The following is a 17,895-nucleotide window of genomic DNA, read 5'->3' as shown; positions in this document are numbered from 1 at the left end:
GTTTTCCTCTTTTCTATGAATTTTTATGTATGAGGCAGCCTGTGCTGCCTCATGTAATGGTTACATCGTTCCGTTCTTATCTTTTAATGAATTTCTTCAGTGAAATAAATGCTGCTGCAAGTGCCGCCGTGATTGCAGCCCCTGCTATTGCAATGATACCCATATTATCGTCGCCGGTTTTTACTCCGCTCGTTGTGGCAACATCGCTTCCCTTCTCTGTTGCTCCTGAACCGGAACCATCAAGAGTCGTAGATGTATTTCCGTTCGGGGCTGGGGTATTATCTGTTACATCAGACGCTCCGTATTTCTTTAATTTGGTCTTGCCTTCTTCCAGGTCATTTTTGATGGCATCTTCTGTTGTGTCTGAGTTAATCTTTTCTACGTAAGAATCAAACACTTTCTGTGCATCTTCTTTCTTGTCTGAAGGGACTGTATCAAGCATTTTCTGGAGTGTACTGATTGCGTCTGCCCTTAACTGCGCAAGTTTTGATGCATCTGCCGTGCTGCTCGCATCAACCCCTGCGTCTTTCAGTGCCTGCTGACATCCATCAACAAGTTTATTGATATCATCTTCTGACGTTGCTTTGTTGATTTTGTCTGTGTAAGTATCGATAATCTTGTTCGAAGTATCTGTAGGATTTGTTACCATTGCCTTGATTTTTGCTATCGCATCCGTTTTTGCTTGTGCAAGTTTTGCTGCTGCGTCCTGCGCGTTTACAAGCTTCGCAAGGTTGTCTTTGGCAAGGTTGTAACATTTTTCCATTGCTGTTTCATTTTTTGCTTTGTTAATGTTCTCTTTCTGCTTGTTGATTACTTCCTGTGCTTTCTGAGAATATGTATCATCTGTAAATTTGTACTCTGTAAGGAGTGCATCCAGCTTATTGTTAAATGCAGACCGCATTGATGTCAGGTATGCATTGTTGTAATCCGTTTTTGCCTGGGCGTAAATCTTAGAGCATTCAGATGCAGACTGTGCATTTTCAATGTTTGCTTTCGCAGTGCTGATGATGCTGTTCATATCTGCTGTTACATACTCAGACTTCACTTTTGACTCAAGAACAGACAATTTACTTAATGTGTCTGCTTTCACTGATGCAAGTTCTTTGTCTTTTTTGTAAGCATCTGTAGTTGTCTGTACGTCAGATTTAAATCCCTCTACTATATCTTTTACTTCATCCTCTGTTGCAGCATTCTCTATTTTTTTCAGTGCGGCACCAGCCAGCTGCTGAATTGAGGCCTTCAGTTCTTCGTCAGACTGATTGTCTACAGTATTCTGAATCTCTTTCTTGGCGCTCTCTTTCACTGAACTCAGACCCTCATTATTTGTAATTTCATCTTTCAGGTCCTTGATTTCGCTTTTAGCATCACTGACAATAGTCTCTACTTCTTCTGCAGATGCTGCGGCATCAATTTTTTTAAACACCTCGTCTTTAATCTGACCTTTCTTGTCTGTTACTTCTTCATTGTCACTTGTAATCTCATCAAGTGCTTTCTGGATTTCTGACTTTGCATCTTCTTTTACTTTTGTGAGGTCTGCATCTGGGGTTCCGTTCGTAGCTTTTACGTAAGCGGCATAAGCCTCTGCTTTTGTTTCTCCAGAAATTGTTTCACCGGCGCGTCCGGTAAGATATGCTGTAAACTCATCCACGTCGCTCGTGATAGCCTTATGGATATCTGAAATCTTATCTTCTCCATCAGAAATATCACTTGGTGTGCCGAGTAATATGATTTCGTCAATTGTTTCCGTTGTATCGCTGTCTGGAGCAATGCCCTTAAGGTCTTTATACAAAGCAAACATTGAATCCATGTCACCTTCAATCGCAGCTTTCACATGGGCAAAAGCGCTGTCTGCGGAATTTGTTACGGAATCAATTTCTTTCGCTGTTGTGCATGTATCGAGTTTGAAAATTAATGAACCGTATACATTCTGCAGTACGGTTGTTTTATCCTTGATTCCATCCATAGCAGCATTGATTTTCTTCTTCGCCTCGCTCTTCAGCGCATCAATAGATGAATTATCCTGCGCAGCGATTTTTTCGATGCTTTCAATTCCTTCATCCATTGCCTGCTTAGCGTCTTCAACTGTTTCGGATTTCTTGATTTTTGCGACTGCGTCTTTTAAGACATCGTTTGCCATGTTTTTCTGCGCATCAGTGACAAATTCCATGGACTCAAATTTACTATACATTTCGCCAACATATCCGTTTTTAGTTACATAAAGCTGCTGGTCATTAAGGATTGATGCGGCTGTTTCTGTCAGTTTATCCAACACTGCCTGCATCTCTTCTTCATTTTTCTTCTTGTTGATTTCTGCTTTTGCTGCTTTTACGGCTTCATCCCATTTGCTTTTGAAATCTTTTTCGGTAAACTTACCTTTTTCAATCTCGCCGGCTTTTTCACACATCTGTTTTCTCAGTTCCTTAAGGACCGGGTCTTCAGATACTGCACACTGTTTATTTACAATCTTAGTGGTACCATCAACTCCTTTGATGATGTAAGAAATCGTATACACTCCGATTGTGTTTTTGTCTACTTTTGAAGTGTCAAGTGATACAGATACGACTTTTGTATCATCATAGGAAACGCGTGGACTCGGAAGGTCATCTCCAAGCTGGATTTCAATATCGTCAAGCCCTTCCACATATTCATCAAGGCTTCTCTTCTCTTCCTCTGCAGAATCTGAATCTGTTGTTACGTCTCCTGGGGTATCCGGGTTTGTTGTATCAGACGGCGTTTCTTCTGTAGTTGAGTCATCTGCTCCGTTCTGGTCTTCGTCTTTAGTAACTGAATCTGTGTCGTTTGGTGAGTCTGTAGCACCTGTCTCATCTGGATTTTCCGGTTGTTCGGATACCGCTTTAAAAAGAGTAGTCGGAATCGCTGTTGTTCCGCCTGCGCTGATGTATACCGTATCAGCCTCTGCAATTGTTCCGCATACAGCAAAATCTTCATCTTTACTGCTATCTGCAATCAGTGCACGTCTGATATCCCGTCCTGGCATAAAAGCGTCCTCTCCATAAACACTTTCAAATGTCAGAGCAACCTGGTATTTTGATGCAGCAATCGCTTCTGCACTTTCATCTTTGGTAAGTTCGGCTACCTTATCTACCATATCCATTTCGCAATTGTAAATAGAACCTGTATCTACCTCGCTGCCATTGATATACTCGTTTAATGAATCCGCATATCTTCCAAATACATCATCAGAAAAAACAATGTTGCTCAGTTTAGGTCCGAAATCGTCTGGTGTATCTGCGACTTTTGCACTCTCGTCTGTTGCATAGTCAATCATTTTCTGGACAGCTGTATCAGTATCCTGTTTATCCTGGCTCTCCTCATCGTTCTGCTCTGCCTCAGACGCTCCTCCTTCTGTTTCTGGGACCTCAGCTGCGGTCTCCTCTACTGCGGTAGACTCGGAACCGTCTTCCGCTGCCATAACTACTGTGCCTGGCACAGCCATTGTTGCTGACATGCCTAAAAGCATGGCTGAAATAACTTTATTTTTCATTTCTTTTATCTCCTATTTTTTTTGCTTTCGCATATTTTTTTGCTGGTTCTTTTAGAACTATCTGCAGGTATCATTTGTCAGCGGCTAAAGCCTACTGCGTTCAGCCTTTACGAGACTTGGGTAGACGCGAGCACAGCTCGCGGTATCATCAATTGATAACTCGCCAGCAGAGCCGGACTTGTTACCTGACTTCGAACGGGGATTCCGGCCCGTGTGCGAAGTTAAAACCGGGACATTTTACCCGCGGACGACTTTTGGTCGGCCTGGGGCTTTTCGCTCTCCGTTGATAACAAAAGGGTTTGTTCCGAGTTACCAATCGGCCGTATATGCCATGCCTGCATGTTCTCTATATTCAATATGCAAAATAAATTTTTTTTTGTAACACTTTTTCTTGACAATTTATTTTTGTCAAAAAAAAGATGACCGGACATTATATCCAGTCATCTTTTTGCACTCATTCCGGTTCTACTCTTACGCCCTGTACTACAAATCTTGTTGAAGAATCGCCTGTACATGTTGAAAGTGTAACAATCTTATCAGTTTGTTTAAATTGATAATCTCCTGTATTTATCAGCGATTTTGCCTTCATACTTTCACCATATTCAATAGTCTCTTTTCCCGGGCCCTTAATCAAAGTGTACGTATCGCCATCCACATTTGCCACATACATCGCAAAAATCTTATATTTATATGCTTCTTTTGGCGTGATTACCCAGAAGTATGGACTTTTATCAATGGTCTCCTGCAGCTTATATTGTTTTAATGTTCCGAACATAGAACCATTCTTCATATTGTGCCCATAAACTATGGTATTCTGGTCGGAAAAATCTTTTGTGTTCTTGCAGTCAACAAAAATAGAACCTGCGAAAATAGATTCTTTTTTGTATGTGTGATGTAAATAAAAATCATTATCACTTCCCTGGACAATCGGGTAATTAATGTTTGGTAAAGCCTCCATATAAAGCCAACCTGCTACATCTTGATTAATGCTCTTCAACTCATCAAAATTAATTTCCAACGGTGACGTCCAATGTTTGGTCTCATGTCCTTTTGCGTCTTTCAGTTTTTTTACATCCTCCGCGTCCGCATCTCTTTCTTTGACAACCGTGTCTGCAATTTCGTTGTACTCATCGACACCCGCTTTGTATTCCATCATGATAGAATATAATTTATAACCAGAGACAGCGGCGACCGTAATCGCAACGACAAAAATCACAATCAAGACAACGTCGCTGGCTGTCATCTTCTTTTTTTTATTTTTTCTGCTTTCTTTCGCTCCTATCTTTTCCATTCAGGCAGCGTCCTCCTCTCGTCTGTTTTCAGAAAAAAGCAGGCTGAATATATCAGCCCGCGCTGCTTATCTTCCGATAAGACTATTCAGATAATTATACAGTTCAGTGCTTGTTGCCTCGTCATAATCTTGTCCGTCTGTTGTACTAAATCCAGAACTTACAAGATGATTGTAAGCATCAATAAACGGAATGCTCAGGTTCTGATACATGTAGGTATTAAATGTTGAAATCTTCTGGTTTGAAGTGGTGCTTTCAGCAGATACCGGTCCCACTGCTACAAAATAAACAGAGGCCCCTTTGTCCTGCCACTCTTTCGCTTTTGTATTGATGGAAGATGCGTAAGCCTGGTAGTTATCAAGGTCGTTAATGCCCATACTGATAAATATTTTTGTTCCATTTCCAATCTTTGTATCTACATCCGGGCATGCCGTGTCTGTCATCCATGAAAAATCACCAGATGCAGAGCACTCCCATAAATCAGACTGCCCGCTAGCGTAGTTTGCCATCGTTCGGAATCTCTCATCACCAAGGAAAATTACCTCTGCTGGCTCCTGTGACTGTGAGTCTGAGTCCGCAACAGTAGTATCACCGGTGTTCTCGGCTTCCGTACTGTCTGTTTCATTATTTGCATCAACAACATCCGTGTTCTCTTCTGTATTTGGTATGTCTGTTGGTATTGGAGTGGCAGTAGGTAATGGCTTTGGCGTTGAAGTCGGCATGGCATCGTTTTCATCTGTACTGCCATCTTCATCTTCGTCAGTGGAATCACTGTCTGCATCAGCACTGTCTGCACCGTCGTCGGTCTCCGTACTGTCGTCACCGAAGTCTTCTTCGTAGTCGCTGTCTTCACTTGCGCTGTCAGCCTCAGGCGTCGGTGTCTCTGTTACTTCGGCTGTTTGCTGCTCCTGATGCGTTCCTTCATTATTTCCTTTTAATTTCTGGTATGTACATACGCCTGCCGCTGCTACGGCCGCTGCGACAATGATTGCAATGATAATGATTTTCTTCTTTCCGCCGTTTTCTTCTTCATCGTCATCGTCGTCATAATCATAGTCATCTTCTTCCTCTTCCTCGTCATGGATTATTTCTTTTTTCTCCTTTTTGGTATTTGTCCTTTCAGTGCCCGCTGCGTTGTTAGACGTAGTCTTTCTTTCAGGTTTTTTATTAACCCGGGTCTCTGCTTCCTCCTCTCCTTCCGGCTCTTCCGGTTCTTCATCAAGGTCGTCATTGGTTCCGCCTATCATAAAGTCCTCATCTTCATCATCTTCTTCGAGATTGTAATTCTTATCTTCGTCTTTCATTATTTATTTTTTCCTCCTGTTCTTTCTCTGATATCGTTTCGATGTATGCAAAACGGCCAGCGCAACAGAAAACTGTCGCGTTGGCCGGAAGGAGTCCTGCATATCGACATCTTTTATTTTAGCATGCCCGTCTAGACCGGGCCCTGCCCATCAGAGAGTCGTTACAGGGTTGTTATTTTGTTACTTTACCACCTTGAACCCCTTCCAATACCTGAAAGAAGCCTTGGCTACTATTTGGTCAGCGGATACATATGGATTATCCCAATACCGTGAATCTGCGGATTCATTCCTGTTGTCTCCCAACATGAAATAGCATCCCTCAGGGACATTGAATTCCATATCGGGTTCTGTCTCCATTTTTTCACGGATAAACGAATCATCGAGTGGAGTGGAACTGTCATTGATGTAGACCTTTCCTTTTTTGATTGTTACTTTTTCCCCTGGTAGACCGATGATTCTTTTAATATAAATCATGCTCGGGTCATCCGGGAAATGAAACATAACAATATCAAATCTTTCCGGGTCGTGTCCAAACTTATAGGCGAGACGGTTGCCGATTACCCTATCGTCAGTCATCAGTGTGTTTTCCATTGATTCGGATGGAATATAAGCATTCATAAGTACCTGCGTATATAATACGACCATTGCAACCATTGTCATAACGGCTATCGTCAGGTATACAACTATAGTATGCCGAATATTTTTTAAATCGTTCGTTTTTTCTTCTTCTTTTTTAACTTTATCTTCTTCCATAAAATTTTCCTCGCCTTTCTATTCTGTTCCTTGTGCAGTCTGTCCCGTGATATTGGAATCATCGTAGACTATAATCGGCCAGTTGTCCTGAAATGTGGTGAATATTGCATTCATAGATGTCTCATCAACAGCAATGCATCCCTGTTTTACACCATTCGATGTTGCCGTTGCTGAAATATCTTCGTTTCCGGAGAAACCAGGCATCGCCGCAGTATCATCAAACTGATAAACAGCACCATCTCCGAAATACATGATATTTTTTGTACCGTCTTCTGCTGCTGCCTCTCTCAGCTTTAATCTATAGAATCCGGATGAGATGTCTGTGCCAAGCCTTGCCTGACATTGAACCACTGGATTTCCATCTACGTATAAGACCACGCTTCCATGTGACTTATCAATTTCCAGATAAGAATGACCGATGTCGTCTGAATTCCTGCTGACTGTACTCTGGCTGTATGTTGGATTCACAACATCAATTGTCTTATCTGTAATCATCTGTTTTAAATCCTGTGCCGTCTTTTTTATATCTATCTGCCACCCATAATCGCCTCCGGAAATGCTGGAAGTCCGATTATCATAGGTAACAAAGCTTCTTTCATTTCCAATTGTATCATATTTTTCCGCTAATGATTTCACATACTCTTCAATCTTTTTCTGGCTCAGTTTAAAATCTTTACTGAGCATATTCTTTCTTATCGTTTCAACATCCACAGTTTCTTTTCTATCCCCAAAGTCATATGTTATGATAACATCTTTGATTGAGTTTAAAAAGTCACACTGCTTTTGCAATTCTTTTTCATCTGTTTTTTCTGCTTCTTTGTAGCATCCTTTGTCTTCAAGGTTTACGCTCTTGTGCCATTGCCTTATGGACGTTTCTATCACCTGTTTTGCTTTCTCCCTGTCGAGTTCAGTTCCTATGACCTGCTGCGCTACCTGGTAAAACCCATCTGTGTCAACGATACGTGCGCTCTCAGGGCTCACCATATTGTGCATACATTTTAATTTCGCGATTGCTTTTTGTATCTTTGCTGAATCTATCGCATAACTTTCCTCATCAAGATTATGTTCCTTTATTTCTGGCATAAACCATAATCTATAATCTTGATTGTTGATGATGTCCACTAGTCCTTCTTTTCCATTGAACGTCATTCCTACATCTTTTGCAGTTAGTTTTTCGACCCCTCCATTCCTCGTATCTATGGCGATTGCGTAACTGCTGACTTCTTTTGATAACAGTGCCTCGGCCTCGTCAACCGTCTTAAACGCACAATGAAAACCGTTGATTGTAGTGCCTATTTTAAAATGTGTCTGAAAATACGCCATTCCCAGAAAATAGGATGTGCCCAGTATAATACATAGCGCGCATAACATTGTAATGATTATCTTTCTTGTTGTCTTCATTTTTTTTCTGCTCCTTTGCATATCGTTTTCTTACAGTATGCAAAAAACAGTCTGTTTTATGATGCGTATTTCTTTAAAATCTCATAATATTCATTAATCTTTTCTGCCTCTTCATTGCTGCCGCCGGCATCCGGATGTGCGGTCTTCATAAACTGTCTTCTACGTTCTTTCAGTTCTTTTTCTGTAAAAGGCATCTGAAGTTTATAAAATTCAAGTGCCATTTCATAATCGCTCTTCGTATTTGCTCTTCCAGAATAGTTATAAGAATAATCTCTCTGACCGGTTCCGGTATTGTTGTAACCATAACCGGCATTTCCGGAATTATATCCGTAACCGCTATAACCATAATATCGACCACCCTGCTGCTGATTTTGGTATCTTTGGTATCCATTTTCAGCGTTACTATATGTGTTATTGCTATCGCTATTATTGTCATGTGTATATGAATAATGGTCTTCTGCATTTGCATCGTTTCCTAATGCATACAAAATCATTCGGCAAATAAATGAAGGGATTATTATCAGAACTGAAAGGACAAGACCAAGAAGAGGATAGATAACCAATACAGAGAACAGTACGATAAAAACGTTCATGCCGTCTTTATTCACAGCAATCCAATGGCCGGTCATAATGATGCACATGACGATAGTGATAATTCGCGCAATATCCGGCGCATGATAGCCGATTACAGTGAGAATCTTTTTTAGGATATTTTTAGCCATCTTCTTTCTCCTTTCTTTCTATTTTCTATTTATATTATACGTCATTTTTGAGATTGCTGCAAATTTTTGCGGGTTAAAAGAAAAAATTACCTAACTCACGATTAAAGTCACGAGAATGCGGAGGCTAATTTTTCAAAATGTCTACACGATGTGTAGACATTTTGAACAGACTAAAACCGTGAACACCCCTCCCGACTACGTTACAAGAAATGGTAGCTTTGTCGGATGAGGTGTTCTGCGCTAAAGTTAAATAAAAAAAACAGGCTCGTTGATTGAGCCTGCCTTTTATTTAATCATCATGATGTTCCATCAAGTCTAGTATCGTTAATCTTGGTAGTATCAATCACTGTGCTATCAAGTCCAAGATTTTTAACAACAGCCGCTACTCCCATAAGTGCAATTCCACAAACTGCTGTTTGTACCGCATCAGCTTTAGAATCCGCATCCGAACGTTTTGCGGCAAGGATAAACTGAATAACAGCCCAGACAAAAATTGCAGCGCCTACAAATTTAAACATGGAACACATTAAGCTAATTAAGTTTGACATAACAGTCTTTGCTGTCACTGCTGCAAATGCCGGCACAATAAACATCATGCTTCCCAGCACCATTATCGCCAGGCACCATGCCACCTTCTTATAGTCAATCTTTCTTTTTGCTTTATTTTGCATTGGCCTTTCCTCCTGTTAGATTTTTTTGCGCTTTCTTTTGCGCATCTATATATTTATTTTGCAAAATCCAGGTGCTTTTAAAAATCGGGCCGGAGGATTACCAATTGAGGCAAAGCCCTGTTTTTTATCCCGCTTTTTTGCATCTCTTTTGCATCCATATACAATATGAAAAATAAAAAAATTTTTGTAACACTTTTTTGACCAACTTTTGAAAAAAAATTTTTTCTTATTTTTCTAGCTGAATCTGAGCGAATGTTTCTCCAATTGGCTCACGGATAACCAAATCTGCATGCATATCACGCGGTGACGGGGTTTTGTTAATCACCACCAGATGATTACCGTAAAAATAGTCAATCAAACTGGCGGCAGGCCAAACAGAAAGTGATGTTCCTCCAATGATTAGCACTTGCGCTTCACGGAGTGCCCTTGCGGCCTTAGCCATAATACCGTCATTGAGATTCTCTCCATATAGTACTACATCAGGCTTGACGATTCCGCCGCATTCACAATGCGGAACTCCATCAGAATCCTTAATGTAATCAAGGCCGTATGCCTTTCCGCATTTCGTACAATGGTTGCGGTATACACTTCCATGCAGCTCCAGTACATTTTTACTTCCGGCCATCTGATGCAGATTGTCAATGTTCTGCGTAATAATAGCCTTAACTTTTCCAGCTTCTTCCAACTCAGCCAATTTTAAATGTGCAGCATTTGGCTTTGCTGCATCGCATAACATTTTATCACGGTAAAATTTAAAAAATTCTTCCGGGAATTTTTTAAAAAACTGCTTGCTTAAGATTGTCTCTGGCGGATACTCGTATTCCATATTATACAGCCCGTTCTGGCTCCTGAAATCCGGGATGCCGCTTTCTGTTGAGACCCCTGCGCCTCCAAAAAATACAATGTTATCGTGGTTATCGATTAGTTCCTGCAACTTCTCTATTTCTTTCGTCATTTCTTTTCCTCCTCCTTTTTTATATTTACAATATGCAGAATTTCTTTCCTGAAATACGCACAATTTTCTCTGTATGCAAAATAAGAGGCAGCCGCTATTCTTCGGCTGCCTCTTCACTCTTTTCTTTTTTCTGTTCTTCCTTCTTGCTTAAAAGACTGTATATATTTTTATTTCTATCCAGTGCTATCAGGATAAATGCTGTATCTGTGTCGTTTTTGTGCATCTTTGCCATTTTTCTATTGAGTGTAAATTCCTGATAATACACATTTTCCTGTTCATCCTGAATCTTTACAGTTAGTTTGCCAAAATTTGTTCCATAGCCCGGCATCACATGATGCACTTTAACATCTCTTATCGTGTACTTTCTTTCTTTGACTATCTTGTCAAGCTTTTTATCCACAACAGCAAAGCGGTATGTATTTACAATAACAATCATGGCAAACACAGCAAGAGTGATAAAGAAATAAATGGTTATTTCTGATTTCGATTTTACATGGATATAAATATATACGATGATAAATGCAATCCCAATTATTGACCATAGAACAGATGCCAAAAGCTCTCTGCTTATTTTTTTATGCATTATATCTTCTATATATTCATGCTCTTCGTCCTCTGGGGGATGAAGACCAGCCATTTTGCTGATTGGCAGTTCACCCCTGCCGGTCATTCTGTTAAAAAAATTATCTTTCTGCAATTTTTCTGATTTCCTCCCCTGTGAGTGTTTCCTTTTTCATAAGTTCTTCTGCAATATCCCGCAGCCTGTCAATGTTTTCTTTCATTAGTATCAGAGACTGCTCCTGAAGTGCCTTTGCGAGTTTGACCGCCTCTTTTGTAATGACTTCCGGCTTTACATCGAGATTATCCAGGTTCAGCAGTCCGAACTCATCATTCATGCCATATTCTACAATCATTTTCTTGATGATGTCTGTAGCCTTTTCAATATCATTTGATGCCCCGGTTGTAACTCCTTCCTCTTCGCCGTTGCTCTCTGCCAGCAGTGCTTCAGCATTTCTTCCTGCATACAGCATGATTACCTGCTCTTTTAATTCTTTAACTGTGAATAATCCAAGTTTCTTTGGAGTGATAAAGGTTGCGCCTCCAGCACCAGATGTTGACGGGATAATGGATGCCTTTGTCAGGTCCTGACCAAGCAGGAGCCCTGCCAGCGCATGTCCTGCTTCGTGCCATGCTACGACTTCAACATTATTTCTTTCACCGTTCCTTCTTAAATGCCCTTCCATTAACTGTTTCATCCATGCTTCATCAAGGATTTTTCTGTCGATGATTCCGTTATTATCTCTTGCTGCAATAATAGCCGCTTCGTTTAATACAGTCTTGATTGTCGCCGGGCTGCTTCCCATGGTCTCTTTTGCAAATGTATCAAAATCAACGTCCTCGGCAAATTTCTTGTTATTCGTATAAAGGTCAATAATAACCCTTCTTTCTTTTGCGCTTTCCGGAAGGCAGACTGCAAAATGGTTATCAAATCTTCCTGGCCTTGTCAGCGCCGGGTCCAGGTCTTCCAGTCTGTTTGTTGCCGCAATCACCACAACACCATTGCTTCCATCAAATCCGTCCATCTCTGAAAGCAGCGTGTTCAGCGTCTGTCTGTCATAATTATTCTGTTTGGAGTGCCTGCGGCCGCCCATGGAGTCAATCTCATCAATAAAGATGATGCATGGTGCATTGTTCTTTGCATCGTCAAAAAGTTTCCTCATTTTGCTCGCTCCAACACCGACATACTTCTCATCAAAGTCTGAACCAGACGTTGCAATAAACTTTACTCCGGCTTCTCCTGCTACAGCCTTTGCCAGAAGTGTTTTTCCTGTTCCTGGAGGGCCGTAAAGCAGCACGCCTTTTGGTATATCTGCGCCTGCTTCTTTATATTTATCCGGATTTTTCAGGAAGTCAACGACCGTCATGAGGTCTTCTTTTACCTCATCCAGGCCGGCAACGTCTTTGAATTTAACATTGCTTTTTTGTTCTTTCTTTCTGGTTGATTTTATGGAACCAATACCCATTATCTTTGTCATTACATAGAATGAAGCGGCATACATAAGTAACTGAACTGCCATCATAATCGGCGTTTCATACTTCTTGAGCATTCCTGATTCTTTAACTTCTACGCCCTGCTCCAGCATATCTACTTTAAAATCATCGTATTTTGGATTTGACGTTGTATATTCTTTATCTTTTTTGTCATAGGCAGTGATGGCCTCGTCATCTTCATTCCACTTGATTTCCTTAATCTGCCCCGCATCCACCATATCCAGGAATTTTTCATATTTTATTTCTTTTGGCTTTCCTTGCCTTCCAGGACCCGAACCGACATAAAGCCCAGCTCCAGCGGTAACTATCAGAACGGCCAGTATGATATATGAAATAATTTTTACTATCTTATCTTTTCCGGGGCCCTTTCCTACTGTTCCATCGTTCCTGCCGTTATCTCTGTCTGTTACGTTTGACTTCACCGTATCTTTTTTTACGTTGTCTTTTTTTCTCATTTTTCTATTGTTTCCTTTCTGCTATATTTTTTTTCTAACTGTAATATGCAGAATCTTTTGATTTCCGTTCGTTTTTTGCGAACAAAAAACCTGGAGATGATTCTCCAGGTTAGTCTTTGCACATAGCGAGAATTCTTAAAGCTTCAGCAAATATGGCAAAAAAGCTGCCGCGAAGCGGCAGCTTGCAAGAAAATCAAAATACTTTATGCAAATGTATATGTTTTTGCGGTCTTTTCTCTGCATATCCTTTTTTTCTTTTGATTTTCCTCATTATTTTTCTTCCTTTCTTTTGCTTGCAGGTGTGGGAATCCCTCGACTTTAGTTGTGTGGAGGTGTGAAGAACCCATGACTGAAGTCACGGGCTTCCGACAGTCCGTCAGGCTTTTTCAGTCTTGCGACCCGGTTGCACCTTCCATTCTATCTTCTTTCCTGCTTCATCTGTCCGATGCATTGCCTTCCGGCCGTGTCTTACTCAGACTCTCTGTCAGCGTCCTTACGCTGACAGTCCTACTGCGGTGCAGGCTTTAAAAGTGGACTTTCACCACGGATTCCACGCTTCCCCGAGGTACCGCTGCTTCGTTATCTGGTTATTCCCGTTTCCGGAGTGCTTGTTTATATGTGACCGGTTTTACCTGTTGCTGGGTTAACAGTTATTTCTGAAGAATCAGTTTGCAGGTTTGTTGGTTACAGGGAGGCCGATAATCTGTATCCCTTCGTCCTGGAACAGCTTCGCACCAATTTTATATATATTCTGCTGAGCATTGACATCTCGGTCATGCCAGGTTCCACACTTCGGGCATTTCCATTTTCTGACGCCCAAATCCTTAACATCTGTATTTTTATATCCGCAGCAGCCGCATGTCTGTGATGATGGATACCATCGGCTGATTTTTCTGAAATATTTACCAGCACGCTCCATTTTATACTGTACCATTGTTAAGAACTGGGACCAGCCAACAGATGCGATTGACTTTGATAAATGGTGGTTCTTCATCATATTCTTGACTGCAAGGTCTTCGCATATGAACGCAACGCAGTTATCTGTAATTGCTCTTGAAAGCTTGTGGTGGAAGTCCCTTCTCTGGTCCGCAATCTTACGCTGCTCCTTTGCAACCTTCAGACGCGCCTTCTCCCAGTTCCTGGAACCAGTATGTGTTTTCTTGTCGTACTGCTTTCTGGAAAGACTCTGCTGGAATCTCCGCAGTCTTTTTGCATGGATTTTAATCCACCTCGGGTTTGGTATGGTGACTGATTCTTCCAGGTTCCCAAAAACGCCAAAGTCTTTCAGGCCAAGGTCAACAGAGACTATCTCGCTGGAGTTGATAAATGTTGGAAATACAGGCTTATCAATCACACTTTCCATCCTGAGTGAAATACGGTATGAACCGTCTGATTCCTTACTTACCGTTGCAGCTTTGATTGATACTCCATGCGGCTGGATATCTGCCAACGTTTTTCCTTTTGGAAGTATAAATCTCACATTTCCGATTTTTGGAAGTTTAACATGGGGGATGCCGCCAATCATTTTCAGCTCGATGTTATTGTTTGTGAAATTTGTTGTAAAACTGCTTCCGTTTGGTTTTGTTCTGGAAGCATATTTCGGGAATCCAGATAATCCCTTAAAAAATCTGTTGTATGCGTCATCTACATTCCGGCAGGCATTTTCATAGACAAACTTATCTGTGTTCTTAAGATATTCCTTCCCCTCCTTTAATGCCGGAAGGTATTCTTTTTTATACTGTGAGACCGTTAAAGTCTTTTTGGTCTCCTTATAGTATTCCTCACGTTTAGAAAGGTAGTCATTATGTACTACACGGGCATTCCCAATCTGCTGGTTAATCGCAGTCTGTTTGTCTCCTGGAATCAGCTCTAAAAGGATGCCATAATTATGTATGCATTTTCCGTAAGGCTCTAATGCTTTATTCTTCTGCTTAATGATATTGAATCCGCCTTTGCCTCCGTGAAACTCAAAAGTACCGTCAGCCTGTTGTTCTGCTGTGACAGTGTACTTTATCGGTTTTTCTTCGGCAGGCTTTACCTTCTTAACGGTCTTCTCTTTCTCGGCGGCTTTCGTCTTCTTGGCAGTCTGTAATTTACTGGCTTTCTTTCTGTTTGAGTTTGCCATATCGTACCTCCTTTCTGTAAATTTCTTATACATTTAATATGCCGAAAAAATTAGAAATGGGACGATTTTTTGCGAAAAAATTTGATGGAAATAAAAAATCTCTACGCCGAAACGTAGAGAAATAAAACGTCGTAAACGATATTTTTATGTACTCAAAAAAAACGAGCCGCCTAACTCATCGACGGACGGGAAACCGCGGTTAAGCTTGCTTGCCCGTCGGTCTGAAGGTAATTGAACGCATACGAGGGAATAGAAACCCCGTCCGCGTCTGGTGCAAGCGAGCGTAAGCTCGCTGCATCACGACTGAAGTCACGAGAATGCGACGGCTAAATTTTTTTCAATAAAAATTTTCATTCTTAATATGCCAATTCTCCATTTTTACAAAAAAAAATACAGCCAAAATTTCTGGCTGTATCAAAAAACTTAAACCTGCTGGCAGATTTCTCCATATCCATAGCATCCGCCCCCCTCTGCGTCCACAGTCCAATGTGGCATATTGTTGTCATCTACCCAAAAATATGCATCATGTGCCGCAGTTATGATTCTGGCAGCATTCGGATTGAATTCGCCATCCACAAAAAATTTGTCTCCTTTTCTTATTTTCTGAATAGCCTCTTCCGGCATTAGAATGTATTTTACCATTTCTTTTTTCTCCTTTCTTTTTTTATATAAATAATATCATATATCTATAATAATATGAAGGATTTCTATTTTTACAAAAAAAACAAGCGCCACCGAAGGCAGCGCCCATTAAATCTCAATCCCACAACGCGAAGAAATATTTCTTCATTAAGTCAAACACCTCATCCTTACACTTTTCTCTATACTCCACCAGCCTCTTTTCCTCTTCCATATGCAGTCTGCTGATTTCTTCGTACTCCGGCAGTTCACTCATAAAATGCACTCTCCTGGAGCCTGTCTTTTTTGCTTTTTCTTTTTCTTCTTCTGTTTCCAGGCCTTCCCCGAAGAAACCGTATTTATCAAAGAATTCATCAGAGGCTTTTGAATATTCTTTTTCGTATTTATTTTTCTCACTGCATGTCTCTTCGTCAAGTTCCCGCCAGAGAAAAATCATCCGGTCAAGAATTTTGTCCCATTCTTTGTGGCAAGCATCGTTCTGCATTATGCCATGCTCATCAGTATAGTTTTGGCCGAGCATCGCCGGGCTTCCCATCCGGTTATCTTTCAGATGCTGCAGCATCGCCGGCATCAGTTCTTCAAGATATCCGTACATGTTCCAGACATCGTAGTCTGCAAAACCTCTTTTTGCTCTTTGCTTTGACCATTTGATGCATTTGAAAAAATGTTTGACTTTTGCTAGAAACATGGATTTCTTGCCCAGGCCACACATTGCGAAGCCATGTCCATTCCAGATATTCAGCAGAGAGTCATCTTCGTACATCTTCTTATTGCGGCTCTGCTTGCGCGAAGGCCGTTTCCGGATGGAGGATTTTGTTTTTAGACTTCTTTTTGGTTTGGTTTTTGTTTTTGTTTTGAGCTTCTTTTTAAGCATTTTGAATCATCTCCTTTTCAGGGTGTATGTATCCTTCGTGTTGCCGTGTATGTCGCATATATTCAGCTTAGCAAAAGAATTTCTTTTCAGCAAAGCTGTGACATCGCTGGACAGAAAACATACTGTTTCGGTGTGTGTGTTACCGTTCTGACGGTATTGAAGTCCAAGATATTTGTTTTCGGCATGCTTAGCAATCCAGTCTGCATCCAGAACAATAGTCTCACACGTGTGGTCTGAGAGAATCTCCTGGCTTGCTGCATTTTTGTCGTCTGACAGAAACCAATCCAGATTCTGTGCATTATTTCGTATATCTTTCTCGTCTTCTGCTACTGCGTGGCAGATTACGAAAAAAGTTGAGTTATCCAAGACTAGTATTTTTTCAGGCATTTTTTGTCTCCTTTGTTTTTTCTATACATAATATGCGGGATTTTTTGGAGAGAAGAAAAATTTGTGAAAAAAGAGCCTGCAGAATTTCTGCAGGCAAAATTGCTTCACGGAGTTATCTTCCGTACTGGAAATCTCCGTTAGAATCCACGAACTCATCCCACCAGTCCTCGCCATCAAAGACCTCATATCCGGTAGCGTGACAAAGTTCAGAGTTTCCGTCCACATCAAAACGCTTATCAAACGGCATTTCCTCAAGGCGGCGGCGTTCTTTCCAAAATTCATGTTCGTTCATATCTTTTTTTCCTTTCTTGAATGGTATTGCTAGATACATCTAATATGCGTAAAATTTTCTCTACTGAAAATTCAGAAAGTTTTAGGATTTAAAGCGGGAATCCTCGGTTATTCTATATCCGAGATGAAAGCGCATAAAAAATAAAAATATCGTATACGACTTTTTTATCTCCGCATCTCATGCGGAGATTTTTTTCGCAAAATTTTACATTTTATCACAAATTTGGCATATTAAATATAAATAAGAAATTCAAGGAAGGAGGAATCTATATGCTGCTATCACAAAAAACAACTATCAAATTAAATAACGCAGAATCTAATATCATTGGGCATATGTGCTATGCAGCATATAAACTTTGGAATGTCTGTAACTATGAGCGACAGAATTACAAAGGCTTATCACTGCCAGTAGAATATCCAAACTGGTACTATCAGAAGGCTGCGCACAAGGATGGTTTGTGGTTTAAACAGC

The 17,895-nt window shown here is 40.8% G+C and carries 15 protein-coding genes and 1 pseudogene; 1 reads left to right on the top strand and 15 read right to left on the bottom strand.

The genetic code is table 11. The features are described from left to right. Positions 1 to 76: 76 nt before the first annotated feature. The 15 genes from AB5026_RS09455 to AB5026_RS09385 form a co-directional block, all read right to left on the bottom strand. Positions 77 to 3,505: a hypothetical protein gene (locus AB5026_RS09455; protein WP_368213192.1), complete on the bottom strand. Its 3,429-nt coding sequence runs from the start codon at positions 3,503 to 3,505 to the stop codon at positions 77 to 79. 454 nt (positions 3,506 to 3,959) lie between these two features. Beyond that, positions 3,960 to 4,796: a class B sortase gene (srtB, locus tag AB5026_RS09450; RefSeq protein ID WP_195656717.1), complete on the bottom strand. Its 837-nt coding sequence runs from the start codon at positions 4,794 to 4,796 to the stop codon at positions 3,960 to 3,962. A 66-nt stretch (positions 4,797 to 4,862) separates the two neighbouring features. After that, positions 4,863 to 6,098, bottom strand: a complete 1,236-nt coding sequence (locus tag AB5026_RS09445) for a hypothetical protein (RefSeq protein WP_368213190.1) — start codon at positions 6,096 to 6,098, stop codon at positions 4,863 to 4,865. A 180-nt stretch (positions 6,099 to 6,278) separates the two neighbouring features. Further along, complete coding sequence (lepB, locus tag AB5026_RS09440) at positions 6,279 to 6,851, bottom strand: signal peptidase I (protein ID WP_368213188.1); 573 nt, start codon at positions 6,849 to 6,851, stop codon at positions 6,279 to 6,281. Between the two features lie 18 nt (positions 6,852 to 6,869). Further along, complete coding sequence (locus tag AB5026_RS09435; protein WP_368213187.1) at positions 6,870 to 8,252, bottom strand: peptidoglycan binding domain-containing protein; 1,383 nt, start codon at positions 8,250 to 8,252, stop codon at positions 6,870 to 6,872. Between the two features lie 56 nt (positions 8,253 to 8,308). Next, positions 8,309 to 8,974: a hypothetical protein gene (locus AB5026_RS09430; RefSeq protein WP_195656714.1), complete on the bottom strand. Its 666-nt coding sequence runs from the start codon at positions 8,972 to 8,974 to the stop codon at positions 8,309 to 8,311. 296 nt (positions 8,975 to 9,270) lie between these two features. Further along, positions 9,271 to 9,645: a hypothetical protein gene (locus tag AB5026_RS09425; protein ID WP_368213186.1), complete on the bottom strand. Its 375-nt coding sequence runs from the start codon at positions 9,643 to 9,645 to the stop codon at positions 9,271 to 9,273. A 226-nt stretch (positions 9,646 to 9,871) separates the two neighbouring features. Then, the gene (locus tag AB5026_RS09420) at positions 9,872 to 10,600 is read right to left on the bottom strand and encodes an NAD-dependent protein deacylase (protein ID WP_368213184.1); all 729 of its coding nucleotides are present in this window, start codon (positions 10,598 to 10,600) and stop codon (positions 9,872 to 9,874) included. Between the two features lie 94 nt (positions 10,601 to 10,694). Beyond that, on the bottom strand, positions 10,695 to 11,297 hold the full coding sequence (locus AB5026_RS09415) for a hypothetical protein (RefSeq protein ID WP_368213182.1): 603 nt from the start codon (positions 11,295 to 11,297) through the stop codon (positions 10,695 to 10,697). Continuing rightward, positions 11,284 to 13,107, bottom strand: a complete 1,824-nt coding sequence (locus tag AB5026_RS09410; RefSeq protein ID WP_368213181.1) for an ATP-dependent metallopeptidase FtsH/Yme1/Tma family protein — start codon at positions 13,105 to 13,107, stop codon at positions 11,284 to 11,286. The genes AB5026_RS09415 and AB5026_RS09410 overlap by 14 nt, the downstream gene beginning before the upstream one ends. A 664-nt stretch (positions 13,108 to 13,771) precedes the next feature. After that, positions 13,772 to 15,232: an RNA-guided endonuclease TnpB family protein gene (locus AB5026_RS09405; RefSeq protein ID WP_368213179.1), complete on the bottom strand. Its 1,461-nt coding sequence runs from the start codon at positions 15,230 to 15,232 to the stop codon at positions 13,772 to 13,774. Positions 15,233 to 15,655: 423 nt separating this feature from the next. Continuing rightward, positions 15,656 to 15,874, bottom strand: coding sequence for a hypothetical protein (locus tag AB5026_RS09400; protein ID WP_110102544.1), 219 nt, complete (start codon positions 15,872 to 15,874; stop codon positions 15,656 to 15,658). 115 nt (positions 15,875 to 15,989) lie between these two features. After that, on the bottom strand, positions 15,990 to 16,745 hold the full coding sequence (locus AB5026_RS09395; protein ID WP_368213177.1) for a hypothetical protein: 756 nt from the start codon (positions 16,743 to 16,745) through the stop codon (positions 15,990 to 15,992). A 6-nt stretch (positions 16,746 to 16,751) separates the two neighbouring features. After that, positions 16,752 to 17,132 (bottom strand): hypothetical protein, encoded by a 381-nt coding sequence (locus tag AB5026_RS09390; RefSeq protein WP_173734051.1) that lies wholly within the window; start codon positions 17,130 to 17,132, stop codon positions 16,752 to 16,754. Positions 17,133 to 17,244: 112 nt separating this feature from the next. Further along, the gene (locus AB5026_RS09385) at positions 17,245 to 17,424 is read right to left on the bottom strand and encodes a hypothetical protein (RefSeq protein WP_195567579.1); all 180 of its coding nucleotides are present in this window, start codon (positions 17,422 to 17,424) and stop codon (positions 17,245 to 17,247) included. Positions 17,425 to 17,693: 269 nt separating this feature from the next. Here AB5026_RS09385 and AB5026_RS09380 point away from each other — a divergent pair. Beyond that, positions 17,694 to 17,895, top strand: a pseudogene (locus tag AB5026_RS09380) (RNA-guided endonuclease TnpB family protein); the annotation flags it as partial.

This window comes from Blautia sp. RTP21359st1_E11_RTP21359_211015, from assembly GCF_040910705.1.
GTDB lineage: Bacteria > Bacillota > Clostridia > Lachnospirales > Lachnospiraceae > Blautia_A > Blautia_A fusiformis.
The sequence above is the reverse complement of the archived record's forward strand: the minus strand, read 5'-3'. Positions and strand labels throughout refer to the sequence as shown.